Genomic DNA, 24,740 nt, shown 5'->3' with positions numbered 1-24,740 from the left:
CTTGAAGATGTTGATGATGTTATTAATAAACTAAGTGCTCAAAAAAATAGTCAATCGCTTCTGTAACTTCCTCATCAGTCGGCTGATCACCTTTGCACGGGAAATGGAGTTCCCTGACAAGACTGCCATCAACATGGTTTTTGACACGTAGCATCCCGCTTTTATTAACGTCGCTATAGATGGGTTCGAATTCGTAACCATTTTTCTTAATATGTTCCAAATAATCGTCCTCCTTAGGCAATCGTAGTGTTAACTATTTTTCCAAATTGGCTTAAGTAATATACTGTAGTATTTTGTCGGTTGACACGGCAAATTGGAAAGGTAGTCACGTTAGTTTGGTATGTTATATTTTCTAACAATTGTTTTCGTGGATGAGAAGCACTCATGTAAACTCAACTTATTGATCATTAAGAAGGGAACGATGATTGCATGGTTTACATTCGCGAAGCTGTTCTAGATGACCTACCAGCAATGCTAGATATATATAATGATGCGATTCGGAATCTTACGGTGACGTTTGATTTAGAAGAGGAAACTTTGGAGGAGCGGCGAGGATGGTTTGAAAGTCATGGCGGCCAGTATCCGCTCATTATTGCGGAGCTCGATGGTGAGGTGGTTGGTTATGGTTGTCTAAGTGCTTTTAGAGATAAAGCCGCTTATGCTTATTCAACAGAGTTATCCATCTATATTTCAAGGTATCATCGTGGATATGGGATTGGTCATTCACTCATGAAAGAGATTATTTCTAGAGCTGCTCAGCTTGGCTATCATACTGTTATCGGGAGTATAACCGCTGGTAATGAGGCCAGCGTTCATCTGCATAAAAAATTCGGTTTCGAGTTTGTCAGTCGGTTTAAGGAAGTTGGGTTTAAATTTGGCGAATGGCAGGATGTTGACTTTTATCAGCTCATCATTACAGATTGATTTGTTGGAAATAGTCATTCCAGTTATCGCTACGTCAAAATTCGTCGCTTCCCGCGGGCACGGCCTCAGCTAACTTGGTCAAGAAAACCCCTTGACCAAGTGGATCTTCGACTCGTGCTCCTGCATCTTCAAGCCTATTCAGAGAAGCAAGATGCTTCGTCGCAGTCCAAAGAGGCCTATTCTAAGGCGTTCGTGCTCCTGCATCTTCAAGCCTATTCAGAGAAGCAAGGTGCTTCGTCGCAGTCCAAAGAGGCATATTCTAAGGCGTTCGTGCTCCTGCATCTTCAAGCCTATTCAGAGAAGCAAGATGCTTCGTCGCAGTCCAAAGAAGGATATTCTAAGGCGTTCGTGCTCCTGCATCTTCAAGCCTATTCAGAGAAGCAAGATGCTTCGTCGCAGTCCAAAGAGGCCTATTCTAAGGCGTTCGTGCTGTTCCCGCAGGCGTCTACGTATTTTGACGACGCTTAGAACTTGCCTTTATATCTTATTGTCTGGCTTCCTGAGTATCCTGTTTTAGATTTGTTCCAGCTCTTTCAATCACTCATTCGCTTAGTGCGTTTAAGAATCGTATGTTGTAAAGGAACACCACCCATGCTCACGTTGCGCTCAACAAGAACGTACGATTTCCCGTCTATATTAAAATAACGGTTCCTGCGAGAGGTGACGGTTTTACCCCGGTTCTCCAATTCTTGTTTGACGGCTTCAGCATAATCTTGCAAATTTGTATAACGATCTTCTAAATCCAGAGTAATGTTATCCTTTTTGTACCCCATAAACCAATTAAATCCAAATATTGCAGCTATGAACAAAATGACACCAATGAAGAAGCCCACGGTTAGCCTCCTAATGAACGGTTATATATTAAAATTACGAAGGGTTAACAAAAAAGTTTCGTTTGTTGTTAATTAGGTGAGTTAGATGCTGCCTTTAGTTGTTTCCGCAGTGTCTCGGCTCCAAAGTCAACAATGGATGGTTGGTGGATGAGTCTGGATGTGGCCGATCCCACTTTCCCCAAGGTGATGTCATGGTGTAGTTCATAAGCCGCGCCGATATCAGGAAAGCGGTCTTCGTCGTATTGGAGCTCACTATAGGTTTGCCACACTCTGCTGCCGTTGTGAATAATGGGGCTGCCATTCGTCGCTGTTGGGTATTCCGGAACGCGATGCTCAGCTAAGTGTAAGGATGTATTGCTATCATAACCAACGCCTAGCAGTAAGACATAACCCTCTAGATCATAGACTTTGCCTAAGGGTGATTGTTCACCGAGTCCATCAGCAAGGGAATGATTGCTCACGATCCAGTCGTTATCTTTACCCCAGGCAGCGAAAGAATGAACCGGGTGGTTACTCCTTTTAACATCTGGAAAAGTTCGAAATAATTCAGGGACTTTTCCCATTGAGTAGGTTGGTGTTCGATCGGGATCAAAGGCCGGCATCTCGTTGCGAATCGTTTCCCACCAATCTTCAGGCACAGGCGGGTTTTTCCATTCCTTTGGATCAGACACATTCGCGCTATGCGTTGGGATAATGAGGTTGCCGCGAACAGAAACAACATCTTGCAGGGCTTGAATGACAGTCATTGGCCCACCGCAGACCCAGCCAAGTGCGCTCATGGATATATGGACCATCACAGTCATGCCTTCTTTGATGCCGAGCCGGCGCAAATCGTTGGCTAAAGAATCCCGAGTACGAGGTGCATCAGCATTTTGTACAGTATTTGCTTCGCTCATTGTCATCCTCCCCAATCATTATCGGCGTTAGTGAAAGCCCTTTTAGTCCAGTTTAACATAAAAATAAGCGGTGCATTGGCACCACTGGTTAAGCTCCATTTTGGTATAAAATTGTTTGCGCAATACCGATGAAGTATTCGGATTCATCAATAATATGTTTCATGACAACTTTGCTTGTCGGATTGGACTTGATGGGTTCACTAGATTGCAAGAGTTTATGACAGAAGTCAATGAAGGCATGGCTTTGATCAAGACAAAATTTGACTAAGTTCATCACGTCCACATAAAAGGCCTGGGAGAACATGCCTTTTGAACGGGTGGACGTTTCAATAAATCGCACTACACGTTCATGGGCCTGATTTAATGTTGCTTCCCACTGAGTTAACGCATCAACATACGTTTTCTCGAGCCCGCTAACCAACTCACGAATGACGACCGTATGCTCGGCCTCCTGTTGCTTCCAGAATTCGCACTCATCCAACACTCTTAGGGGCATTTGGCTTCCGTAGTAAAATTGCATGATGTTCACCCTCCGTATGGTTGTTCTACAAAAGGCATATTCAAGAACTTGTTGCAAAAGAACTATAAATTTGCGGCTGTGATCAAAATAGGAACTGTCATATTTGAGGTCAGAGGTCAAACATGAAGGTGATAATTTTATGAATTCATGATATATTTAGAATATTATTATTATATTAATGCATAAATTGTCTGTAAGGACAGTAGCGATGTTAGGTATTCTGCTATAATTCACCGACGCCCCTTCTAAAATACATTTTTTCACTTTTAAGAATTGACAACTTAGACGCTCTTTTTTAACGACTGATGTGACCGAGTGTTAATAAAATCTTATAAAAAAGGGAGTTGAGGCATGTGACCATTCACGACCAGCAGTCTGTCTCGTTGCAGCGGGCGCGCCGCAATACGGTATCTGATTTGTTAGAACGAACGCGGGATCGATCGCCGGACAAGTTAGCGTTGGTTTATCAGGATAAAAGGTTAACGTATGCAGCGTTTGATGATCAGGTGAATCAAACAGCACATGCATTTCAAGAAGATGGTATTGGGAAAGGGACGATGGTGGCGGTTTTGTCCAAAAATAGTATGGACTTTGCTGTCATCAACTTTGCTCTAGCCCGCATTGGTGCGGTAATGGTTCCAATTAATTATATGCTGACGGTATCGGATATCCAGTTTATTGTTGAGCATGCGAAAATCACTGAATTTGTGGCTTCGATGGAATGCGCGTCACTTTTGGATAGCGCTGCACAGGGGAGTCAGTTGAAAATTTTCAACCGTTATCTGATGGATGTACCCATGAATGCCTTGATTCCAGAGGACGTCTCTCATTGGGCGGTTTTATCAACAAGGCGCCATGGTTTGTCTACCAGCTTGGTTGAAGCCGATATTGAGCATGATGACCTTGCGCAAGTATTATATACAAGCGGTACCGAATCTCGACCCAAAGGAGTCATGTTGTCACATAGTAACTTGGTGGGGGAATACGTCAGTTGTATCGTCGATGGCCAAATGGAAGCTCGTGATGTCGCCATTCATGCATTGCCGTTGTACCATAGCGCTCAATTGAACTGTTTTCTGGGTCCTGGGATTTATGTCGGAGCGAGTGGTATTATCCTTGGACAGGCAACACCTGAAGAGATATTAAAAACGATTGAAGAAGAACACGCGACGCAATTGTTTTGCCCACCGACGGTTTGGATTGCCTTGCTTCGTCACCCGGATTTTAGTAAACGGGACTTATCTTCTCTAGAAAAGTGTTACTACGGTGCTGCTATTATGCCAAAGGAAGTGCTGAAGGAATTGTCAGAGCGGTTACCGCAGGCTAAGTTCTGGAATTTTTATGGACAAACAGAGGTTGCGCCATTAGCGACGTCATTGCAGCCGGAGGATCAAATCCGCAAGTTGGGATCAGCCGGGAAACCAAGTTTGAATGTGCAAACAAAAATCGTTGATGACCAAGATCAAGAGGTACCACGCGGTCAGATGGGCGAGATTGTTCACCGGTCCTCCCATGCAATGAAAGGCTATTTACACGACCCCGAGAAGACGGCTGCCGTTTTTGCAAATGGTTGGTTCCACAGTGGGGATCTTGGTGTCATGGATGAGGAAGGTTATATCACGATTGTCGACCGGAAGAAGGATATGATTAAGACTGGCGGTGTCAATGTATCCAGCCGAGAAGTTGAGGAAGTTATTTACCAAATGGACACGGTTTCAGAGGTCGCTGTCATTGGTGCCCCAGATTCTTACTGGATTGAGGCGGTCACAGCCGTGGTTGTTCCCAAACCCAATACCCAACTACAAGAGAAAGACATTCTATCATTCTGTAAAGCAAAATTGTCAACGTTCAAAGTGCCGAAGTTAGTTGCGTTTGTGGATAGCCTGCCGAAAAATCCGAGCGGTAAAATTCTTAAACGGGATTTGCGTGATCAGTTTGAAAATACCGTGATTAAAGATTAAAGCCCAAGATAAGTGCTAAGTTACTCGACAATGATAATAAAACCAATTATAATAAAAATTAGAAACGGGAATATGTATATTATGATTATTATTTTTGAATAATCATAAAAATAACCGAGGTGCTGGTAACACCCCGGTGACAACTTTAGCCGCAAGAAGAGCGGTGGCCATTATAGGAAAAGTAATCACCCTATTAATTGACCTGGTGCAGGGTGGTTACTTTTTTTGGTTTAAAGAAACGACGATAGCGACAATGGCTGTTAGAAACCCGGCTATAAAGATGCCAAAGTTAATCATAAGTGTTAGCGTCTCGTATGTTGTCACGGTATCACCCCCTTTCTGCAAGGGAGTGGTCACCGCCCACCCTGCTTATGAAGTTGTCTAGTTCATTCTATCACAAAACTATTCTTAATAGTTCAAAAAGTGACACGCTATTTACTATAAAAAGGTGGTGTGTCATTTTTTAATGGAAAGGTAGAATTGTAGCACGCCAAAGAAGGGAATATCTCGTTCCTATCTTCGAAATCGCTCATAAGATTCGGACGAAACCATCACTCCCGACAAAGCATCCAAGGCGCGAGCGTCATTTTTCAAGCCTTTCACCTCCGTCTAGAAATACCCTGCCTGTGATTTAACATTCATATGGTCTCTTTGAGATAGTTTTGCACTAATCAAAAGGGAGTGAAAAGGGTATAATGCATCTAAAATTGTCCCCTTTTTCAGAAGGAGTATCGTTATGGATTTATCCTATTACCAGCTTCGTTAATTTTTAAGTATCATCCGATCAGGCGCCGGACGTTTCATCCGATGATCCAAGATATCCGCTTTGAAGCGTTCGGACAGCTTGATCTGCGCCGGTTATGGATACCGCGATCATACAATTAAAAAAGGGGTTGATAGAATGGCGGAGCAAACAGTAGTGAAAGAATTGACGACCGATCAAGAGGCATTGGAGGCGTTCCCTGTTATGCGGCAGTTGCGTCAGCATTTAAATCATCAGACTTACCTTGAGGGCATTCAGAATATGCGTGAACAAGGTTATAGACTCTTCGCCTTATACTATGGGAACGATGTCGTAGCGGTGGCCGGGCTTAATGTCATGATGAGTTTTGCATGGGGACGCTATGTCTGGGTGCACGATTTGGTAACGGGTGAGTCACAACGTTCAAAAGGATATGGTAAGCAAATGCTTGAGTTTATTCATAACTGGGCTCGTGAACAGGATTGCGATGAAGTCGCTTTGTCGTCCGGTGTGCAGCGTACCGAAGCCCATCGTTTTTACGAAGATAAAATGGGCTATCGTAAGAAGAGTTTTGTCTTTCGAAAACGATTATAGGGTGGAAGAAATGCTTTGAACCGATACATTAGTTTGATACGTCGTATCAGTGCTTCCATACATACCTCCATCTAAACTTTTGTATTTTGATTATAGATGTTTTTTTCTTGTAATGCCTGAATGGATGGATTAATATAATAATGACATTGAGAATCATTATCATCAATGTTAAACTTAATTTATAAGTTATAAGATGGAGGGATTATATCATGTTTGTTATGAATGCCAGTTTTACAGTAGACAAAGCCCATGAAGAACGGTTAGCTCAAAAGTGCAGGCAAAATGATCAAGACTTAAAAGAAGCACAAGGTCGGATTTCCCATGAATTTTGGCATAAAGACCATGGTGAAACGGTTGAATATGTCATTGTCTCAAAATGGGAATCAGAGGACGACTTTAAACAGTTTATATCGCGAGAAGATCATGTTCAGGAGCATAAAGCAATGAATAAAGAAAGAAAAGAAAATCCTGAAAATCACTTTAAAGTTGATAAGAAATTAAGATCATTTGAAGTATTTGACGTCTCTTAAGGAACCGGTGCTTGTGAATAGCAGCCACCGTTAGGCAGGGGGGATATGAATGCGTCTTAAGCGTGGGCATTATCTGGGACCGTTAATCGTTATTATCGAAGGCATTGTGTTATATTACATCTCTTACCGATATTATCCTCATATCATTGGCATAACGAATGTGTTTTTAACGGTGATGATGGTCGAGTTGATTACCCTTCTATATTTATTGGTCAAAGAACCGGGTAAAGGGATATTCGTGTTTCATGCTACGCGTCTCATATTATTTCCTGCTTTTTTCGCTGTAGCTTTACCGGAATACAGCTATGAGGAAGCCAAACAACGTGTGGTTGCCCAGAATAATGAAGTTGTCAATGTCATCCAGCCTTCTGACCGCCATGAGAAAACGGTTCCGGTTAACAATCATGTATCATGGTTTCTAAATGATCGGTTTTACTATTTTGTCGTTACAATGAAAGATCATCAAAAGGAATACATTTCGGTGAATCCTATTAACGGTCAGTTAGTAAAATTGGATAAACCGTATTGGGGGAAGCATTAAAATTTATGGCAACTTTGGCTCATTGGAATGACTGTTGTTCTAGCACTTCGAAATAGCGTGATGTCACGGACCCAAACCTAAATTCACCGCCTCTCAAATGTTACTTATACCGCCAAAGATCCAATAATGGCGCCTATAACTATACCAAGCACAATAAAACATCCCATCTTCGCGAACCCTTTTTTTGAAACCGTACCATCCTCATTTTTGTCCTTCCGAATAAACAGATAGCCGAGGAGCCGATCCCCGAGCCCCCGTACATTAATAATAAGTCCGACCTTCTATCAGAAAGCTTCCTTACTCAACTTTTCGATCGATTGCCGTGAGCCTCTAACCTCCCTTGGCACCATTCTAATGTTAAGCTTCCTTTATAATCCGTACTATTTGTTATAAGGTTGAAACAAATCATGGATGGTTTCGTTTGACATTAAGAGAGTATTAAAAGGGGGAACGATGATGTCGGAAGAAACAGCTATTGAACTATCAGGTTTGAATAAGCAATACGGGCGAACAGCTGCTGTTAAATCATTAGATTTGCAAGTGTCAAAGGGTGAATTGTTCGGTTTTCTTGGACCAAATGGTGCAGGTAAAACAACGACGATTAAAATGATGACAGGTTTGTTGGAACCGAGTCTTGGTCAAGCGTGCATTTGCGGTATTGATATTTGGGAGACACCGCTTAAAGCCAAACGTCGGCTTGCTTATGTACCGGACGAACCCAACTTGTATCCAAAATTGACAGCTTGGGAATATTTGCGTTTTATCGGTTCCGTGTTCCAAATGTCTAATGAAGCGTTCCGGACCCGTGCGCATGAATTGCTACATAATTTTAATATCGAAGCTCGGGCTCATGAATTGATTGAAAGTTTTTCACATGGGATGAAACAAAAAGTCGCTTTATCCGGTGCGCTGCTCCATGCCCCTGATGTCCTGTTTCTTGATGAACCAACGGTGGGACTCGATCCTGGAAGCGCAAGACATTTAAAGAATATGCTCCGCCGGATTTGTGATGAAGGAACAACGGTATTTTTATCAACTCATATTTTGGAGATTGCTGAAAGAATGTGTGATCGGGTCGGCATTATTAATGAAGGCGACTTGATTGCTCTTGGAACGATGGAAGAACTTCGCAATCAAGAAAAAGGTGCCAGTCTTGAGGATATTTTCTTAGAAATGACAGGGGATGAATCATCTGCAGAATGGGCTAAGCAATTAGATAAGGAGGACAACTAATGGTTCGCTTACTCCTTCGTAATGAATGGAACCAATTACGCAACCAGTGGCGATATGGCGGAATCAAAGCCTGGATGGCTCCTCTATTTTCAATTATTATTGGGGCGGTTATTTTATATTTTTTAACTAGGGGTGCATATTCAGCAGGATTCATGGTGACAACGCTGAACATCACGGCGCCTATTTCAATCGTATTCATTGTTGCTTGGACTCTTACCTTATTAATAGGGATTCCACAAGTGTTCAAACAATTGTTTTCCGCCAGTGATCTGCAAACGCTATTTACATTACCGATAGCACCCAAAAGTATTTTTATTAGCAAATACTTAAACTCCTTTTTTAACTTACCTGGTCTCTTATGGTTGTTAATGGTCGTTCCTCTAATTGGGCTTGGTATTGGCGCAGATTATGCCTGGATGTATTACCCAGTCTTGATCATTGTGTCGCTAGGTCTAACGGTGATAGCGGTATCCGTTATTTATCTAATTAATCTTGGCTTGATTCAAGTTTTTCCAGCAAGCCGCGCCAATGAATTAATGACCGCCATGAGTGTCTTAACAGGATTGCTCGTCTATCTTCTTGTGCAAATGCCGACCTATATGATGAGTGGTGAATGGTCTGTTCAAGATTTTGCTAATATGTCGGGATTACCCTCGTGGCTTCCGACAACTTTTGGCGCCCATGCTCTCATGTTAGCTTCACGCGGTGACTTCGGTTCATTGCTGCCGACCATTTTAGTCGTTCTAATAGCTTTATTTTTAACGTATTTTGCATCGATGTTCGTGGAAGGTGGTTTTAGAAAAGGATGGATTCGTCTTAGTGAAGGCAGCAAGCGGAGAAAGAAACAGCGCCAAGGCGGGAAACGTCTTTATTCACCTGTTATTCTAGTAGGTCTTAAAGAATGGCACACGCTCAGACGGGATATGCGTGAGTGGGTCACCCTTGTGCCGATGATGTTTTTTATGGTTTTTCCATTGATCAACCTATTTGTTGGCGGGGGTGAGGACCTTCAGGAAAACCCATTGATGCTATGGCTCATCATCCAATGCTTCTTTCTGTTCTTTTTTGGCGTTATTTCAGGTATTTTAACATTAGCCTCTGTTGGTCGAGAGGGGAAGGCTGCTTGGCTCATACGAATCTTACCTTTGAAAGGCTGGCAAATTGCTTTAGGAAAGTTTTGGATCGGTTGGCTCATACCTTTTGCCGTCTTTGTTCTTGCTGAAGTTGTTTTTGGCCTCATTCTATCATGGTCCTTGTTATGGATTCTGACGGGTATCGGATTATTTGGTGTGCTGTCCCTTGGTATGAACGGGATCAGTCTTCTTACCGGGACGCTAGGGGCAAAATATAATCCGAATAATCCGCAAGATCGTGTGCAATTTGGTGTTCGACTGATTGCGGGCTTGGCCAATCTTATTTATATGGTTCTTGCGATGATACCTGTGGCAGTCATTTTGCTGCCAATCAGATTTCAAGAATCGATGGCTGAATTTGCATCCGAAGGAAACACCTTGATCTATAAAATAGTCAATATATTGGCGGTGATCTTGCATGCTAAGGCTGATCATGAATGGGTGACGGTTATTATTTGTGTTCTAGGGGTTCTGCTTTTGTCCGTTATTGTATCCATTGTGACTTTGTGGCTGAGTGCCAAACGGTTTGACCGTGGGGTTCATATTGATATCGTACAAGGGACCAAAGGAAAAGGGCTATTTCAGTCTCCGTTTGCAAGTAACCGATTGAAATAATGGTTAAAAGATCGTCACTTGTGCTATACTGTTAATAACTACCTAACATCTACTGAAATCAGATTGACACGTGTCTAGGATCATGCTAATAATATAATAATACTTTGACTATATATTAATTTCGATGACGAGAAGAGTAAGCTTGATGTTGGATCACAGAGAGCCGGGAAGGCTGAAAACCGGTATTCATCACAAAGCTGAAGATCCCCTCCGAGAAGTCAGCTGAACGAAATGATGATTAGGCTGCACCGGTATTCCACCGTTAACGGATATGACTGAGTGTTGCAGTTCCAGAACTGCAAAATCCGGGTGGTACCGCGGTGATCAACAACCGTCCCTGTTACAAGGGGCGGTTTTTTTAATAGACAGGGGACTGGGCGATAATCCAAGTTTTCTTTAGAAATAAGGGAGGACTATATATGCATGATGTTAATGCGAAGGAACACCCGTTAAACCGGGAAAATCGGGTCAAAGAATTTTGGCATGATGAAAATGTCTTCAGGCGTTCAATTGATGAACGTGCGGGCAATGAAACGTATGTTTTTTATGAAGGGCCGCCGACAGCGAATGGTTTGCCGCACGCCGGACACGTTCTTGGTCGTGTGATTAAAGATTTCGTTGGCCGGTATAAAACAATGAACGGTTATCAAGTACTCAGAAAAGGCGGCTGGGATACACACGGATTGCCGGTTGAATTAGAAGTCGAAAAGCAACTCGGTCTTTCTGGTAAACACGAAGTTGAACAGTACGGCATCGAACCCTTTATTGAGAAATGTAAAGAGAGTGTATTCGAATACGAAAAACAATGGCGAGAATTTACCGAGGCCATCGGCTATTGGCTGGACATGGATGATCCTTATGTTACTTTGCAAAACAACTACATTGAGAGCATTTGGTATATTCTCAGCGACATTCATAAACGCGGCCTGCTTGATAAAGGTCACCGTGTAACGCCGTATTGCCCAAGTTGCCAAACAACGCTGAGCTCGCATGAAGTTGCGCAAGGTTATGAGGATGTCAAGGATCTTTCAGTAACGGCTAAATTCAAAGTCAAGGGCAGTGACAATGAATACTTCCTCGGTTGGACGACGACGCCTTGGACGTTGCCGGCAAACGTTGCCCTTGCTGTTCATCCCGAACTGACCTATGTTAAGGCGACTCAAGACGGTGAGGTTTACATCGTTGCAGAGGGGTTAGCGGAATCCGTACTTGGTGAAGATCATGAAGTCATCTCTAAGCATAAAGGCAGCGAATTTAAAGGAATTAGCTATGAGGCGCCGTTTCCGTTCGTAAAACCTGAGAAGGGACACGTTGTTGTAACGGCCGATTACGTCACCGATGAAAGTGGTACAGGTGTCGTTCATATGGCGCCGGCTTATGGTGAAGATGACTATCGTGTTGTTCAAGAAAATGATCTGAGCTTTTTTAATGTCGTTGATCGTGGCGGACGCTATACTGAAGAGATTGAGCCTTTCGCAGGTCGGTTTGTGAAAGACTGTGATGTGGACATCGTCAAATATCTGGCGAATGATGGTTTGTTATTCCATAAGGAAAAATATGAACACAGTTATCCGCACTGCTGGCGTTGTGACTCACCGCTTTTATACTATGCCATTGAGAGTTGGTTTATTAAGACAACAGCGTTAAAAGATCAATTCTTAAGCAATAATCAGTCTGTCGATTGGCATCCAGACCACATTAAAGATGGACGCTTTGGTAAATTTCTAGAAAATATGGTGGATTGGAATATCGGCCGTAACCGCTATTGGGGAACCCCACTCAATGTTTGGGTGTGCGAATCGTGTGACCACCAGCATGCGCCTAACAGCATCCAAGATCTTCGTGACCGTGCTATTGGTGATGTGGCAGAAGATATCGAATTGCACAAACCATATGTTGACCGCGTTAAACTACAGTGTGATGCATGCGGTGGTGACATGCACAGAGTGCCCGAAGTTATTGACGTTTGGTTTGATAGTGGTTCAATGCCATTTGCTCAATATCATTATCCGTTCGAAAACAGAGAGCTGTTTGAAAAGCAGTATCCAGCTGATGTCATTTGTGAAGGTATTGACCAAACGCGGGGCTGGTTCTATAGCTTGCTTGCGGTATCAACACTGTTCATGGGTAAAGCCCCTTATAAACGCGTGTTATCTACCGGGCACATTTTAGATGAACACGGCCGTAAAATGTCCAAAAGTAAAGGTAATGCGCTTTATCCAATGGATTTGGTTCATGAATTTGGTGCTGATGCCTTGCGGTGGGCGTTGCTAGCCGATAGTGCCCCTTGGAACAATAAACGGTTTTCCAAACGTGTGGTCGCTGAAGCTAAGTCAAAAGTGGTTGATACACTAGCGAATACACATGCATTTTATACCCTCTATGCCAAAATTGATAGCTTTTCACCTGAGGATGTTTATCGAGGTGAAGTGACGCTACTTGACCGCTGGGTGCTTTCGCGGCTTAATAGTGTAGTGGCTGAAGTTCGAGGCGCCTTAGATGAATACGATTTTACCCGGGCAGCACGGCAACTGGAAGGGTTTGTGGATGAACTGAGTAACTGGTATATCCGCCGTTCCCGTGATCGCTTTTGGGGCGAAGGCATGACTGAGGATAAAAAGTCGGCTTATCACACGCTTTATGAAGTGATGACAACGTTGAGTCAAATGTTGGCACCTTATACGCCATTTTTGGCTGAAGATATTTATCATAATCTTACTGGGGAAAGTGTGCATCTGTCCGCATTCCCTGAGGTTGACAATCAAGCGATTGACCGTCAATTAGAACAAGATATGGAAGCCGTTCGCCAAGTGGTTGAGTTATCACGCAGTGTTCGAAACAATGAAGCCATCAAAACCAAACAACCTCTGTCCGAGCTCATCGTGGTGCCAGCTGAAAGTCAAGGTGAATCATTGAAGCAGTATGATACGATTATTAAAGATGAGATCAATGTTAAAAAGCTGACCTTGGAAACATCGTCTGAAAATCTTGTTCAATATGATTTGAAGCTGAACCTTCGGGAAGCGGGGCCACAATTAGGGAAGCAGACGGGGCAAGTTCAGAATTATCTCCGCGGCTTATCTGGTTCTGAAGCCAAGCAAGTCGTTGATCAAGGGTATGCTGAGGTGCCGGTATCCGATGACCAAACCGTCAATGTCGGGACCGATTTGATGTTAATTGAAAAAACCTCAGCTGAAGGCACAGCTATGGCTGCGAATAATGGGTTCACTGTTGTTTTAAATACAGAGATTAACGAGGAACTGCGATTGGAAGGCTTAGCTCGGGAAGTGATCCGTGCTATACAAGATTACCGTAAGCAATTGGATCTACCTGTTGACTTGCGCGTTGACATTGTCATGGACGGAGATGATCATGTTAAGCAAGCTGTTAGACAGAACGAACAATTGATTCGGGAAAATATTTTGGTTAATAGTCTAGATATCAATCATGTTGATCATATGGCAGCATTCCAAGTCAATAACTACGAACTGAAATTAACGATTAAACAGCCAGCCTTATAAAGCTAAAAACCGCTCTCCAAAGACAATTGGAGAGCGGTTTTTTGTTGTTTGAAAGATTTAGATACAGGGTAATATCCGCTAAAAGTCTTAATTGTAGCAAACGGTAGGATAAAATGGTCTCTTGTTGCTCATCCTATGTAAAAAGTTGTTTTTGACAGGGGGACTGTAATATGAAAGGTATCGTACTTGCGGGGGGTAAAGGGACGAGACTTTATCCGTTGACACTTGTAAATAACAAGCATCTGCTCCCGATCTATCAAAAGCCGATGATTTATTATCCGTTATCTGTATTGATGCTGGCTGGTATTGACGATATTATGCTGATTACAACGCCAGATGATCACGAACGGTTTCAGACCTTGCTTGGCGATGGAAGTGAGTATGGCATTAATCTTCAGTACGCAGTACAAAAAGAAGCCAACGGAATTGCTGAAGCCTTCACAATTGCTGAGGATTTTATCGGGCAAGATAGTGTTGCGCTCATCTTAGGCGATAACATTTTCTATGGACAAGGATTTACATCGATTTTGCGTAAAGTCGCCGACGGATTGGAAAGAACCAATGGGGCTACGGTCTTCGGCCACCGTGTTAAAGATCCGGAGCGATTTGGTGTCGTTGATTTTGACGATCACAAACGTGTGCTGTCAATTGAAGAGAAGCCAAAACAACCAAAATCGGATTTTGCTGTCACTGGATTATATTTTTACGACAATCAAGTGGTGGAATACGCGAAATCTTTGAAACCCTCTCATCGAGGTGAACTAGAAATCACGGACTTGAATAATCTATACCGTGAGCAGGGGCAGTTGCATGTTGAGTTGCTTGGACGCGGGTTTGTGTGGATGGATGTGGGGACACATGAGTACCTGCACGAAGCATCCGAATTTATGAAAAACATTGAGCTCCGTCAAGGATTTAAAGTCGCTTGTTTAGAAGAAATTGCTTATTATATGGGGAATATTAATCAAGAACAGCTGACGACACGAGCGGAGCAGTATAAAAATAATGCTTATGGGCAATATTTGTTTGACATAGCGAAAAGCAAACACAGACAACAATACTGGGACCCCATTTTTGGCGGTCACCATGGAGATTTTGGGTGGATGGAGAATGCTGAATAACGATAGTGGAAGAACAGTTTTAGTAACCGGCGGATCCGGGTTCATTGGTTCGAATTTTATCTTATATTATTTAGATCAACATCCCCAGGATACGATCATTAATATGGATAAACTCACTTATGCAGGAAACGCGGATCGCCTACAGGCGGTTGAACAGCATCCAAATTATCAATTTATTAAAGGCGATATTGGTGACAGTGAGATTTTAGAACAAGTGTTTACGAACTATGGGATTACTGATCTTATTCACTTTGCGGCGGAATCCCATGTTGATAATGCGATTCATGAACCGGATCCGTTTATTAAAACCAACTTACTTGGAACCTATGAGTTATTGAAAAAGGCGAAGCGCCATTGGATTGACCGCGGGCAGTCTAAAGAGGGAAGATTTCATCACATTTCAACAGATGAGGTCTATGGGACATTACGACCGGATGAAACGGCGTTTCTCGAGACATCCCCGTATACACCTAATAATCCCTACAGCGCATCCAAGGCTGGGGCTGCAATGTTAGTCAGAAGCTATCAGCAAACGTACGGACTGGATGCCGTGATTACGAATTGTTCTAACAATTATGGTCCGCGGCAACATAGTGAAAAATTAATTCCAACAATCATCCGGAAGGCCTTAGCGGAACAAGCGATTCCAATTTACGGCGATGGCAAACAAGTCCGGGATTGGCTGCATGTGAAGGATCACTGCCGCGCAGTCGATCTCGTTTTTCATCATGGTCAGAGCGGTGAGGTCTATAATATCGGTGGTCGAAATGAGCAATATAACATTCATATTGCAGAGAAGATTTGTGAGTTATTAGACGAATATCAATCCGTCAGGTCGTCTGCAAACATCGGCAGCTACCGTGATTTGATCACCTTTGTCCAAGATCGCCCCGGTCATGACCGTCGTTATTCGATTAATCCAGAAAAAATCGAGAATGAATTGAGATGGAAAGCAGAAATTCCTTTAGCTGATGGCCTTCGTGAAACGGTGGCATGGTATATTGACAACAACATCGTATAAACCAGATATTTCAGTCGTTGCTCCTGTCTATGGGTGTGCATCGTGTCTTAAGGAACTCTATCAAAGACTCCGGAACACCTTAGAACCGATCACTCCTCACTTTGAAGTGATTTTGGTCAATGATCAAAGTCCAGATGAGGCGTGGCCGGTGATGCAGCAATTGTGTGATCAAGACATACGCATCAAAGCAATAGCGTTATCACGCAATTTTGGCCAGCATCATGCAATCACTGCAGGGTTAGATTATACCAAAGGTGACTGGGTGGTGGTCATGGATTGCGATCTACAAGATCAGCCTGAGGAAATTCCTAAGCTCTATGAACAAGCGCAAACGGGTTATGATATCGTCTTTGCCAGACGGACGGAACGGAAAGATCGTTTCTTTAAGCGATTATCCTCAAAAATGTTCTATGCATTATATAGTTATTTGACAGATGAACCCTTTGATCACACTATTGCTAATTTTAGCATCTGTTCACGGCAAGTCATTAATGAAGTGATTACGCTTCGGGAACAGAGTCGTTCTTATCCGTTGTCTCTAAAATGGTTGGGATTTCGGTGGACGGCAGTGAATGTTGAACATGCCGAGCGCCATAGTGGCCAGTCCAGCTATTCTCTGAAAAAATTACTTCGGTTTGCGTTGGATAGCATTACTTCTCAATCGAATAAGCCTTTGCGATTATCAATTAAATTTGGATTTATGGTGGCCTTGATATCCTTTTTATATGGCTGTTTTTTGATTTATAAATATTTATTCCTGTACCAGCCTGTTGCCGGTTGGACAAGCGTCATGGTATCCATTTATTTTATTGGCGGTCTTTTGTTTGCCAATCTAGGTATTATTGGTCTATATATTGGTAAAGTTTTTGATGAGACTAAGGCACGGCCCCTCTACGTCATTCGTAGCAAAATTGGCTTTGATGAGGAACCTGTCAGAATGCTGAAGCAAAAAGGTGAGCGCTATGAACAAAGTGATTGAAACCCCTTGGGATGAGCGGGCTTTAGGGTATAAGACCTATGAAGTTGCGACATGTGATACCGAGACGTTAAATGCGATAAAGGGTCTTGACGGCCACTTTTCCATTAAGGTTCCTCCTTTGGTGTCTAAGGAGTTGTTACATAAACATGGTTTTTACTATTGTGATACACTCTTGGAACCTGTGTGTGATAGAGGTGGGTTCACCCCGGTTTACGAACAGTTTGTATCGGTGAAGCAAGTCGAACAAGTGGACACTCTTACACCCATGTGCCGGAACACGTTCACGTATGACCGTTTTCACCGGGATTTTCATATTGACCCTGAGCAGGCTGATCAAAGGTACGTGAATTGGTTGTATGATATTGCGGACAGCGGTGGCGTGTTAGCATTGTATTATAAACAAGAGCTTGCCGGTTTTTTCGCTTATCATGATGAACGCATTTTACTGCATGCTTTAAAACCCACTTTTCGCGGCCGAGGCATGGCTAAGTATTTCTGGAGTGAAGCGTGCCGCCATTTGTTTTCACTTGGTCACTCATCATTGTCGAGTTCCGTTTCGGCAGCCAATCTGCCGGTGGTCAATTTATATCATTCCCTCGGTTTCACCTTTAAAGAGGTGGTTGATGTTTATCATAAAGTTCAGCCATAAAGCTAGGGGGCTCAAGTATGGGCTATATTTATATCATTGGAACGATCGTCTTTACCGTTTATGGACAACTTATTTTAAAGTGGCGCATGAATCAAACTGAAGGCTTGCCGGAAGACCTGTGGGATAAGTTCTTGTTTTTATTTAAATTGGTGTTTGATCCCTTTGTATTCTCGGGATTGGCAGCTGCCTTTGTGGCGGCGTTATTTTGGATGGCAGCGATGACCAAATTTGCGATTAGTTATGCATATCCATTCATGAGTTTATCATTTGTGTTGGTCGTATTTCTTTCAGCAATGGTTTTTAACGAGTCGATTGGTTGGCTAAAAGTCATCGGATTATTGTTGGTCATCTCCGGCCTTATCGTCTCAAGTCAATCAGCGTAGGTGATCATGATGATACCATTTAATCGTCCGGCAGTCACCGGACACGAGGAGCAATATGTACTATCGGCCATCAATCATGGTGGTTTATCAGGCGACGGCGCCTATACTAAAAAGTGCGAGAAGTGGCTTGAAAGTCACACAAAGGCATATAAAGCTCTGTTAACGCCATCCTGTACGCACGCACTTGAGTTAAGTGCGGTTTTATTAGATATTAGGGAAGGTGATGAAGTGATTATGCCTTCCTACACTTTCACATCAACAGCTAATGCCTTCGCGCTACGGGGTGCTCGTATTGTATTCGTTGATATTCGGCCAGATACCTTGAACATAAATGAGCAGCTGATTGAAGCTGCAATTACGGAACGGACAAAAGCGGTGGTGGTCGTTCACTATGCGGGTGTTGCTTGTGACATGGCTCAGGTGATGGCAGTAGCTGACCAATATCAATTGTACGTCGTTGAAGATGCGGCTCAAGGTGTGATGAGTACATATATGGACCGGCCGCTCGGGGGAATTGGCCATTTAGGTTGTTATAGTTTTCACGAGACAAAGAACTATACTAGTGGTGAAGGCGGCGCATTATTGGTGAATGACCCTTCCCTTGCAGACAGGGCGGAAATTATTCGAGAAAAGGGAACGAATCGCAAGCAATTTTTGCGCGGGCAGGTGGACAAATATTCTTGGGTGGATATTGGCTCAAGCTTGCTTCCGAGTGATTTGAATGCGGCTTATCTATATGCTCAATTAGAGCACGCGGAAGCCATTAATGAGCAAAGGCTTGGTCACTGGGAGAGGTATAATGAAGCTCTTCAGGACCTTAATCGTGATCAAATCATTGATCTCCCTTATATTCCCCCGGAATGTGTCCATAACGCGCATATGTTTTATGTTAAAACGGCTGATTTAGCCGAGCGAACCGCCTTAATGAGCCATTTAAAAGCCCATGATATTACTGCTTCCTTTCACTATGTACCCTTGCATACCGCGGCGGCTGGAAAAAAATATGGCGTTTTTAGTGGTGAAGATCTTCATACGACAAAAGAAAGTCAAAGGCTGCTACGCTTGCCGATGTATTATGGTTTATCGGATCAAGACATAGACTATGTGGCTGACGTTGTTCACCAATTTTATAACCATTCATAGAGACTGGGGTCATCCAATATTACCCATGCACCCATTGGTAACCTTTATTGATCGAATGCTCTTAGAAGAAATCTGTTGACAGGAGGAAGGTTACCATGGCTATTGTGGCTGAACTAAAGCCTTTGCCAGTGACGGAGTTAACTAAAGACGACCCTTTATATAGAGAACTGGAATTATCGATGCAACAGCTTGGGCATTTGACACCTTACCGGGAAACTTTGAATTGGGACGAAGTCTTCGATTCCGTTGAGATTGGCGAAATGCCCTATTTGGACATGCTTAAGAAAGCGGCGGCGAAAAATGATGGTCTCCCGCTATTTATAGCGAAACTCATGAAAGGGCGAACCGTCTTTGAACATATCATGACCCACCCAAATAATAAGGATTATTATTTACCGTTTCATTTTGAACATCCTTATCAAGTTAATATTAAAGGGAATAAAATTTGGATCGGTTCCGCACCACGTCTGGCTGAGGAACTGAAGTGGTTGGAGATGACGATTCAAAATCATTCTTCAGATGAACTGAAAGCATTTTGGTCGCAATTAAGGTACGCCAGTCAGCAAAGTATGAAACATATGACGCCGATCCACTTACAGCAAAGTTAATATGTCTTCCATAAATTCCTTCTCTTAATCGTGGATATAGCTGTTTTCAGGGTAGATAATAACCCATGAATACTATATAGAGGAGGAATCACGATGGCAGACAGACCACGTCAACCCAAACCTGATGACCGCAGTGATAATGTCGAGAAGTTACAGGACATGGTGCAAAACACAATTGAGAATATTGAAGAATCGCATAAAACAATGAAAGATGACGATTTAGATGGGAAAGATCGTGAAGCGGTAAAAGAAAAAAATGAACGGCGCGAAGAGGCCATTAAGGGCATGCGTGCTGAAATGAGCGATGAAGCCAGGGATCATTAAAGTCATTAAGCGGCCTAAACGGCCGCTTTTAATATGTTGTCGATAATTGTCGGATCATGAATACCCTAGAAGAAAATTGTCTATTTATTATAAGTTTTGTCAAAGTGATTGAAATTCTATTCAACACTAGGCATAATTCTATTTGTGCGTTTTTCACAAGAACTATGTATTGGGGTTAGGGAATTCTATGTTGGAGATTAAAAGTGTTAAAGAATCAGAATTACTTGAATCGATTACGAGAAAGCGGGAAGAGATGTTTTCTACAGCGAATCGACAAGGGATGAAAAACAAAGCGACGGTCGAGCGAAGTCGTGAACTTGATATTTTAATCATCATGTATCAACGTATAATGCTTGCTAAGACAGGGACATGAAAAAAAGTAGACAAGCTACTGGTGTCGATCCAATACAACATTCAAGTAAAGAAGCTGCTGAGGGGTTAGCAGCTTCTAGTCGTTTTTCAGTTGTTGCCGGTGGTTAAAAAATGATTTGTAACCAAGCTGAACGAAGATAATCACAGATAAAGAGACACTGCCAGTGATGCCAAGCATGATCGCTAATTGGTATTTTACTGCTAGAACGGGACTCACACCGGATAATATCACGCCCGTCATCATGCCTGGTAAAAAGACAATGCCCATCCCGACCATATTGTTGATTGTTGGGAGAATAGCGTTATCAAATGTATGCTTAATAACGTCATGCGTTGCTTGCTTGGGTGTCGCCCCCAGCATAAGGGCCTGCTCGACGTGGGCTCGTTTGGAAGTCATACTTTCAGTTAAGGCATTGGCTCCCAGGGTCACACCCGTCATCGCATTACCAATCACCATGCCGGCAATCGGGATGAAATAACGCGGGTTATACCAAGGGCTGAAATGAATGACAACAAAGTTAAAGTAAATCAGAGCAATGAGTGTCCCTGATGCCAAAGAGATGGCAACCGCCTTCTTAAGATCGTATCCGAGGCTGTTTTTAACTCTCTGATAGACATTGAAGATCGCAAAACCTTCCATAATTAAGATAATGACGATGGTAAAAAAGGGATTCGCGTGATCAAAGACATAAATTAAGATGTAGCCGACAATCGTGAGCTGTAATGTCATTCGAAACGTCGCAATGATAATTTCCTTTTCACGAGGAATTTTTCTTAATTTGACAATGACGAGCAGAATTAAGATGAAAACATAGGCACTGATTAATTGTAAGAGTGTTATATCAATGATTTTATTCTCCATGAGACGTCACAACCTTATTGATATCGTCAATGCGAATGACGTTATCACTATATGTTTCCGCCATGCTCTTGGAATGGGTGACCATGATCACGGTTTTATTCTTTTTCTTAATAAAATCGATAAAACGTTGCATAATGGATTCTTCCGTGTGGTCGTCTAGTGCCGAAGTCGGTTCGTCGAGCAAATAGACCTCGGCGTTCATTAATAGAACTCGCGCCAAGGCGACTCTCTGTTGTTCCCCACCTGATAAATCAGCGGCATTATCATGAAGATTTTTTTGAAGATGAAACATATCTAACATCTCTTTCATCTCTTCCTCGGTGACATGATCTTCTGCATCTGAAAAGGTTAATCCGATGGTCAGGTTGTGCTTAATATCACCATCAAACATCACAGGCATTTGCTGCAACATGATCACCTCACGTCTTAATTGGATTGGATCGAGTTCATCGATCCGTTCGCCATTATATGTCATTTTGCCTTCATCAGCGGTGATTAAATGATTCAACAGTTTGAGCAGTGTTGTCTTCCCACCGCCACTCTCGCCAACAATACTGGTGATTTGGCCTTCATTAATAGCTAATGAAGGAATGGCGATGATGTCTTTAAATTTGACGTTCGTTAGCTGAAACAAATCCGCCACACTCCCAACATCATTTTTTATTATTATGCCCATTATTTACTTCAAGAAAAAGGTTGGTTATGATAACAGTAGTATATGTTAAAAAAGCAGGTGAAAATCGTGAGTAATAAATCGTGGGGCTGGTTGTTCTTTGCGTTGATTTTATTAATGACGTTGGTTTATTATGTGCTGCAGTGGGATTGACAGACAAATAAAGGCCATGTGAAACGAAACAGAGGTTAGCTTCGTAGAATGAGGGGCATAGCCAACAATTTAGATGAATTCAAAAGTGAAGGGTGGTTTTCCAATGTCATGGTCAGAGATAAGTTCGTTTATCATTATACTTTGTCTTGCAATTGGCTACTTCATCCAAATGCGTGAAATAAGCGCTTTAAAAAAAGAAAATGCTAGGCTTTTAAGGAAATACAATGGATATGATGACCTAAAAGACGAAGCAAAGGAACTGTTAGAAACTTCAACGGAAATGAAAACGATAAAAACAATAAGAGAAAGATATCGCTTGACGATGGTGGATGCTAAGAACATCGTAGACGCGGTCAAATAGTGATAATTCTTAAGAAAAGTGCTCTTAAAGCGGAATCAGCAGAAATTCGCGCCACTAACCTTTTAAGAATAAGGTATAGTACTCAATTAAGAGCGGATACAGCCCTTTGCGGTATAGAAGCCACCTAAAAGGTGGCTTTATTATGTCCAATTTTTTATATTCCATTTAAAATAACCGGGGTTTGCGTTAACAGGAATATTCTTTGAGATAAGAAAAGCAGTGGTGGGTAGGACGTCATCCACTTTTTGAAGAGTGCAAAGATAGGAGATAATCTATTTTGTCTTTTTAATTATTCATCCGATTTAAACATCTGCCATTCTTCATCACCTAATTGTTCCGGAGTGACACCTTTCTTTAATGCATAGTTGTATAGATCTTGAAAACGATAGTTGGGTTTCTGGGTTGATGGAACAGCAAAGACGCCGTCCGAAAACGCCTTTTCAAATTTTTTGTCTTCACGATCCATTTTTTCCTCTGAGACTTTTTTGACTTTAAATCCCGATTCTGTACGGATTACAATATCTTTTAACACCAGCGAACACCTCCTGAAAGGTATGTTTCCACTAATTCATACGAAGCCGAGGTTGGAAAAAAGTAATAAGGCGGAATCCCTCCTCGGGCTCGTACCGCCCCTAGGCTTGTATAGTATTCCTCATTATAGTTTGTTTTAATCGCCAGCCCGATATATCCTTCATAGGACTGTTTGAAACTTAGGAACGCTGCAAAAGCGATAAGAGTTTTCCCGATGCCAGCATATACTTGGGAATGATGCTTCCACTTGTTTTGAGGAGCCGCCTCAATCAAATCGACATCCACTAATTGATTTTGAGCATTTGGAGCAAGAGCGATCAATCCTTGTACCTGGGGATCACCTATAACAAAAATTCCATAAACGTTAAAGGCCTCAATAAACGCCTTCCGCCAATCAAACAGCCATCCATTCTTTTTGGCTACTCTCAGATCCTGAAGATCCTTACGTCTAAGGGATCGAAAACAGATGTCTTTAGTTTTGCCCGTCAAATTTTCTTTAATCATAACGCAGCCTTTTTTATCTTTTTCTTTTATTATAACATGCTTGATCAATTGAAACGTAACCGAGGTTAACATCGTAGAATTAGATGAAATATGCATGTTTGGAATCCGTGACATGACCAAATTTTGAGTGTTTCTCAAAAAAATATGACATGGAGAAAAAGCGATTTGTCCATGGTGATTGTCACCTTGGAAATGTTATGAATTCATATCATGGGTGGTACTGTTTAGATTTTGATGAGTGTGGGTTTGGGCATGAGGCCTTTGACATAGGTGTTCCCCGTATACATTTAATGGCTGCAGACCAATTAGATGACCTGTGGTCCTCTTTTATGGACGGTTATCAATGTCCTTTAACTGAGGAAGCTGTGAGAGTAGGCACGTCCCTTCGTCTCTTTTATATGGCGGGAAAAATTCCCAAACGTTTGGATATTCAAGATATACTAAACAATCCACAGAAACTCATTAGCCGTTACCTTAGTTTCATTGACGTAGAGCTTTCAGGGATGACAAACCTGTGATTGACTTTTGGGATTAAGAAGTTCAATTTCATTCCGTAGAGAAAACAATCTCAGCTAAGCGAAGGTTCTGTTTTTTAGCCTAAGTTTTAAATCTAGGTTTGTGAAAAGGCCCGTTGATTCTCTAAAGGACTTTATGGATGGAACTGTGCCTTCTAGGCAAAAGCGGTCATCCGATAGCTAAAAATATAGAAAAGGAGCAAAGTAAAAAGATCCCTGAATCTCTCATTTATATAGATCACTCAACCGACAAACAAGATGGAAAAATTTCGGGTGGTGGCTGGCCTTATTGTTTGGATGACAATGGGTATGGGCATAAAAATTTTATTACATCAGATTGCTATAAAATCACAGTTGGAATTGCACTTTGCGTACCTGGAATGGCAACTGACGCATTGCGTTACTGCAAAGCATATAAGCGTAACTGTTCACCCCTAATAGGACATAGCAAATACTGGAATACACACAAATGGTATCAAAAACTCCCGTAAAAAGGAT

At 42.3% G+C, this 24,740-nt stretch carries 31 protein-coding genes and 1 other annotated feature; of the genes, 21 read left to right on the top strand and 10 right to left on the bottom strand.

Translation table 11 applies throughout. The features are described 5' to 3' along the window. Positions 1-22 precede the first annotated feature (22 nt). On the bottom strand, positions 23-220 hold the full coding sequence (locus B9Y89_RS00435) for a DUF5370 family protein (RefSeq protein ID WP_085520560.1): 198 nt from the start codon (positions 218-220) through the stop codon (positions 23-25). Between the two features lie 209 nt (positions 221-429). Between B9Y89_RS00435 and B9Y89_RS00430 the strand changes: the two genes are divergently transcribed. Continuing rightward, positions 430-924: a GNAT family N-acetyltransferase gene (locus tag B9Y89_RS00430; protein WP_085520559.1), complete on the top strand. Its 495-nt coding sequence runs from the start codon at positions 430-432 to the stop codon at positions 922-924. 114 nt (positions 925-1,038) lie between these two features. After that, positions 1,039-1,392, top strand: coding sequence for a hypothetical protein (locus B9Y89_RS00425; RefSeq protein ID WP_085520558.1), 354 nt, complete (start codon positions 1,039-1,041; stop codon positions 1,390-1,392). 65 nt (positions 1,393-1,457) lie between these two features. On the opposite strand, the gene B9Y89_RS00420 is transcribed toward B9Y89_RS00425, so the two are convergent. The 3 genes from B9Y89_RS00420 to B9Y89_RS00410 all read right to left on the bottom strand — a co-directional run bounded on the left by B9Y89_RS00420 (position 1,458) and on the right by B9Y89_RS00410 (position 3,173). Then, on the bottom strand, positions 1,458-1,757 hold the full coding sequence (locus tag B9Y89_RS00420; protein ID WP_254901144.1) for a hypothetical protein: 300 nt from the start codon (positions 1,755-1,757) through the stop codon (positions 1,458-1,460). A gap of 68 nt (positions 1,758-1,825) precedes the next feature. After that, complete coding sequence (locus B9Y89_RS00415) at positions 1,826-2,653, bottom strand: AAC(3) family N-acetyltransferase (protein ID WP_441351456.1); 828 nt, start codon at positions 2,651-2,653, stop codon at positions 1,826-1,828. 88 nt (positions 2,654-2,741) lie between these two features. Next, complete coding sequence (locus B9Y89_RS00410; protein WP_085520556.1) at positions 2,742-3,173, bottom strand: DUF2935 domain-containing protein; 432 nt, start codon at positions 3,171-3,173, stop codon at positions 2,742-2,744. Between the two features lie 344 nt (positions 3,174-3,517). Here B9Y89_RS00410 and B9Y89_RS00405 point away from each other — a divergent pair, with 344 nt between their 5' ends. Then, complete coding sequence (locus tag B9Y89_RS00405; RefSeq protein ID WP_085520554.1) at positions 3,518-5,134, top strand: fatty acyl-CoA synthetase; 1,617 nt, start codon at positions 3,518-3,520, stop codon at positions 5,132-5,134. A gap of 216 nt (positions 5,135-5,350) precedes the next feature. Here the strand turns inward: B9Y89_RS00405 and B9Y89_RS19235 are convergent, their stop codons facing one another. After that, positions 5,351-5,458, bottom strand: a complete 108-nt coding sequence (locus B9Y89_RS19235) for a putative holin-like toxin (RefSeq protein WP_254901143.1) — start codon at positions 5,456-5,458, stop codon at positions 5,351-5,353. A gap of 577 nt (positions 5,459-6,035) precedes the next feature. On the opposite strand from B9Y89_RS19235, the gene B9Y89_RS00400 reads away from it, so the two are divergent. The 3 genes from B9Y89_RS00400 (at position 6,036) to B9Y89_RS00390 (ending at position 7,541) form a co-directional block, all read left to right on the top strand. Beyond that, positions 6,036-6,470: a GNAT family N-acetyltransferase gene (locus B9Y89_RS00400; RefSeq protein WP_085520552.1), complete on the top strand. Its 435-nt coding sequence runs from the start codon at positions 6,036-6,038 to the stop codon at positions 6,468-6,470. A gap of 209 nt (positions 6,471-6,679) precedes the next feature. After that, positions 6,680-7,000, top strand: a complete 321-nt coding sequence (locus B9Y89_RS00395) for an antibiotic biosynthesis monooxygenase family protein (protein ID WP_085520550.1) — start codon at positions 6,680-6,682, stop codon at positions 6,998-7,000. Between the two features lie 49 nt (positions 7,001-7,049). After that, a complete protein-coding gene (locus tag B9Y89_RS00390) occupies positions 7,050-7,541 on the top strand; it encodes a hypothetical protein (protein ID WP_085520548.1) in 492 nt (163 codons plus the stop codon). Between the two features lie 104 nt (positions 7,542-7,645). Here the strand turns inward: B9Y89_RS00390 and B9Y89_RS18645 are convergent, their stop codons facing one another. Continuing rightward, complete coding sequence (locus tag B9Y89_RS18645) at positions 7,646-7,762, bottom strand: hypothetical protein (protein ID WP_254901150.1); 117 nt, start codon at positions 7,760-7,762, stop codon at positions 7,646-7,648. Between the two features lie 235 nt (positions 7,763-7,997). Here B9Y89_RS18645 and B9Y89_RS00385 point away from each other — a divergent pair, with 235 nt between their 5' ends. The 12 genes from B9Y89_RS00385 to B9Y89_RS00330 all read left to right on the top strand — a co-directional run bounded on the left by B9Y89_RS00385 (position 7,998) and on the right by B9Y89_RS00330 (position 20,644). Next, entirely contained in the window at positions 7,998-8,774 is a 777-nt protein-coding gene (locus tag B9Y89_RS00385) for an ABC transporter ATP-binding protein (RefSeq protein WP_085520546.1), read from the top strand. After that, positions 8,774-10,522: a putative ABC transporter permease subunit gene (locus B9Y89_RS00380; protein ID WP_085520544.1), complete on the top strand. Its 1,749-nt coding sequence runs from the start codon at positions 8,774-8,776 to the stop codon at positions 10,520-10,522. Before B9Y89_RS00385 ends, B9Y89_RS00380 begins: the two co-directional genes overlap by 1 nt. Positions 10,523-10,637: 115 nt before the next feature. Next, positions 10,638-10,864 (top strand) — a binding site (T-box leader). A gap of 77 nt (positions 10,865-10,941) precedes the next feature. Further along, complete coding sequence (gene ileS / locus B9Y89_RS00375; protein ID WP_085520542.1) at positions 10,942-14,043, top strand: isoleucine--tRNA ligase; 3,102 nt, start codon at positions 10,942-10,944, stop codon at positions 14,041-14,043. 170 nt (positions 14,044-14,213) lie between these two features. Continuing rightward, positions 14,214-15,164 carry a glucose-1-phosphate thymidylyltransferase RfbA gene (gene rfbA, locus B9Y89_RS00370; protein WP_085520541.1) on the top strand — a complete coding sequence of 317 codons (951 nt, stop codon included), beginning with the start codon at positions 14,214-14,216 and terminating at the stop codon, positions 15,162-15,164. Then, positions 15,154-16,185 carry a dTDP-glucose 4,6-dehydratase gene (gene rfbB / locus B9Y89_RS00365; RefSeq protein ID WP_085520539.1) on the top strand — a complete coding sequence of 344 codons (1,032 nt, stop codon included), beginning with the start codon at positions 15,154-15,156 and terminating at the stop codon, positions 16,183-16,185. The genes rfbA and rfbB overlap by 11 nt, the downstream gene beginning before the upstream one ends. Further along, entirely contained in the window at positions 16,166-17,164 is a 999-nt protein-coding gene (locus B9Y89_RS00360; RefSeq protein WP_254901142.1) for a glycosyltransferase family 2 protein, read from the top strand. Before rfbB ends, B9Y89_RS00360 begins: the two co-directional genes overlap by 20 nt. After that, positions 17,148-17,813, top strand: a complete 666-nt coding sequence (locus B9Y89_RS00355) for a GNAT family N-acetyltransferase (RefSeq protein WP_085520535.1) — start codon at positions 17,148-17,150, stop codon at positions 17,811-17,813. The genes B9Y89_RS00360 and B9Y89_RS00355 overlap by 17 nt, the downstream gene beginning before the upstream one ends. A gap of 17 nt (positions 17,814-17,830) precedes the next feature. After that, the gene (locus B9Y89_RS00350) at positions 17,831-18,196 is read left to right on the top strand and encodes a DMT family transporter (RefSeq protein WP_085520534.1); all 366 of its coding nucleotides are present in this window, start codon (positions 17,831-17,833) and stop codon (positions 18,194-18,196) included. A 9-nt stretch (positions 18,197-18,205) separates the two neighbouring features. Further along, positions 18,206-19,339 (top strand): dTDP-4-amino-4,6-dideoxygalactose transaminase, encoded by a 1,134-nt coding sequence (rffA, locus tag B9Y89_RS00345; protein ID WP_085520532.1) that lies wholly within the window; start codon positions 18,206-18,208, stop codon positions 19,337-19,339. A 95-nt stretch (positions 19,340-19,434) separates the two neighbouring features. Further along, positions 19,435-19,947, top strand: coding sequence for a hypothetical protein (locus B9Y89_RS00340; RefSeq protein WP_085520530.1), 513 nt, complete (start codon positions 19,435-19,437; stop codon positions 19,945-19,947). A 93-nt stretch (positions 19,948-20,040) separates the two neighbouring features. After that, positions 20,041-20,271 carry a small acid-soluble spore protein Tlp gene (tlp, locus tag B9Y89_RS00335; protein ID WP_085520528.1) on the top strand — a complete coding sequence of 77 codons (231 nt, stop codon included), beginning with the start codon at positions 20,041-20,043 and terminating at the stop codon, positions 20,269-20,271. Positions 20,272-20,458: 187 nt separating this feature from the next. Next, positions 20,459-20,644 carry an aspartyl-phosphate phosphatase Spo0E family protein gene (locus tag B9Y89_RS00330; protein ID WP_085520527.1) on the top strand — a complete coding sequence of 62 codons (186 nt, stop codon included), beginning with the start codon at positions 20,459-20,461 and terminating at the stop codon, positions 20,642-20,644. Positions 20,645-20,719: 75 nt separating this feature from the next. Here B9Y89_RS00330 and B9Y89_RS00325 read toward each other — a convergent pair whose 3' ends face one another. Next, positions 20,720-21,505 carry an ABC transporter permease gene (locus B9Y89_RS00325; RefSeq protein WP_085520525.1) on the bottom strand — a complete coding sequence of 262 codons (786 nt, stop codon included), beginning with the start codon at positions 21,503-21,505 and terminating at the stop codon, positions 20,720-20,722. Next, complete coding sequence (locus tag B9Y89_RS00320; RefSeq protein WP_085520524.1) at positions 21,495-22,139, bottom strand: ABC transporter ATP-binding protein; 645 nt, start codon at positions 22,137-22,139, stop codon at positions 21,495-21,497. The genes B9Y89_RS00325 and B9Y89_RS00320 overlap by 11 nt, the downstream gene beginning before the upstream one ends. Before the next feature lie 295 nt (positions 22,140-22,434). On the opposite strand from B9Y89_RS00320, the gene B9Y89_RS00315 reads away from it, so the two are divergent. Then, positions 22,435-22,692, top strand: a complete 258-nt coding sequence (locus B9Y89_RS00315; RefSeq protein WP_085520522.1) for a hypothetical protein — start codon at positions 22,435-22,437, stop codon at positions 22,690-22,692. 289 nt (positions 22,693-22,981) lie between these two features. Here B9Y89_RS00315 and B9Y89_RS00310 read toward each other — a convergent pair whose 3' ends face one another. Both B9Y89_RS00310 and B9Y89_RS00305 read right to left on the bottom strand, forming a co-directional pair. Further along, complete coding sequence (locus B9Y89_RS00310) at positions 22,982-23,224, bottom strand: hypothetical protein (protein ID WP_085520520.1); 243 nt, start codon at positions 23,222-23,224, stop codon at positions 22,982-22,984. Beyond that, positions 23,218-23,727 (bottom strand): hypothetical protein, encoded by a 510-nt coding sequence (locus B9Y89_RS00305; RefSeq protein WP_139822660.1) that lies wholly within the window; start codon positions 23,725-23,727, stop codon positions 23,218-23,220. The genes B9Y89_RS00310 and B9Y89_RS00305 overlap by 7 nt, the downstream gene beginning before the upstream one ends. Before the next feature lie 149 nt (positions 23,728-23,876). Here B9Y89_RS00305 and B9Y89_RS19500 point away from each other — a divergent pair, with 149 nt between their 5' ends. Next, the gene (locus tag B9Y89_RS19500; protein WP_085520516.1) at positions 23,877-24,245 is read left to right on the top strand and encodes a phosphotransferase; all 369 of its coding nucleotides are present in this window, start codon (positions 23,877-23,879) and stop codon (positions 24,243-24,245) included. 137 nt (positions 24,246-24,382) lie between these two features. Further along, positions 24,383-24,733: a hypothetical protein gene (locus B9Y89_RS00295; RefSeq protein ID WP_085520514.1), complete on the top strand. Its 351-nt coding sequence runs from the start codon at positions 24,383-24,385 to the stop codon at positions 24,731-24,733. Positions 24,734-24,740: the final 7 nt, after the last annotated feature.

It is taken from the genome of Tuberibacillus sp. Marseille-P3662, from assembly GCF_900178005.1.
Taxonomy (GTDB): Bacteria; Bacillota; Bacilli; order Bacillales; family Sporolactobacillaceae; genus Marseille-P3662.
The sequence above is the reverse complement of the archived record's forward strand: the minus strand, read 5'-3'. Positions and strand labels throughout refer to the sequence as shown.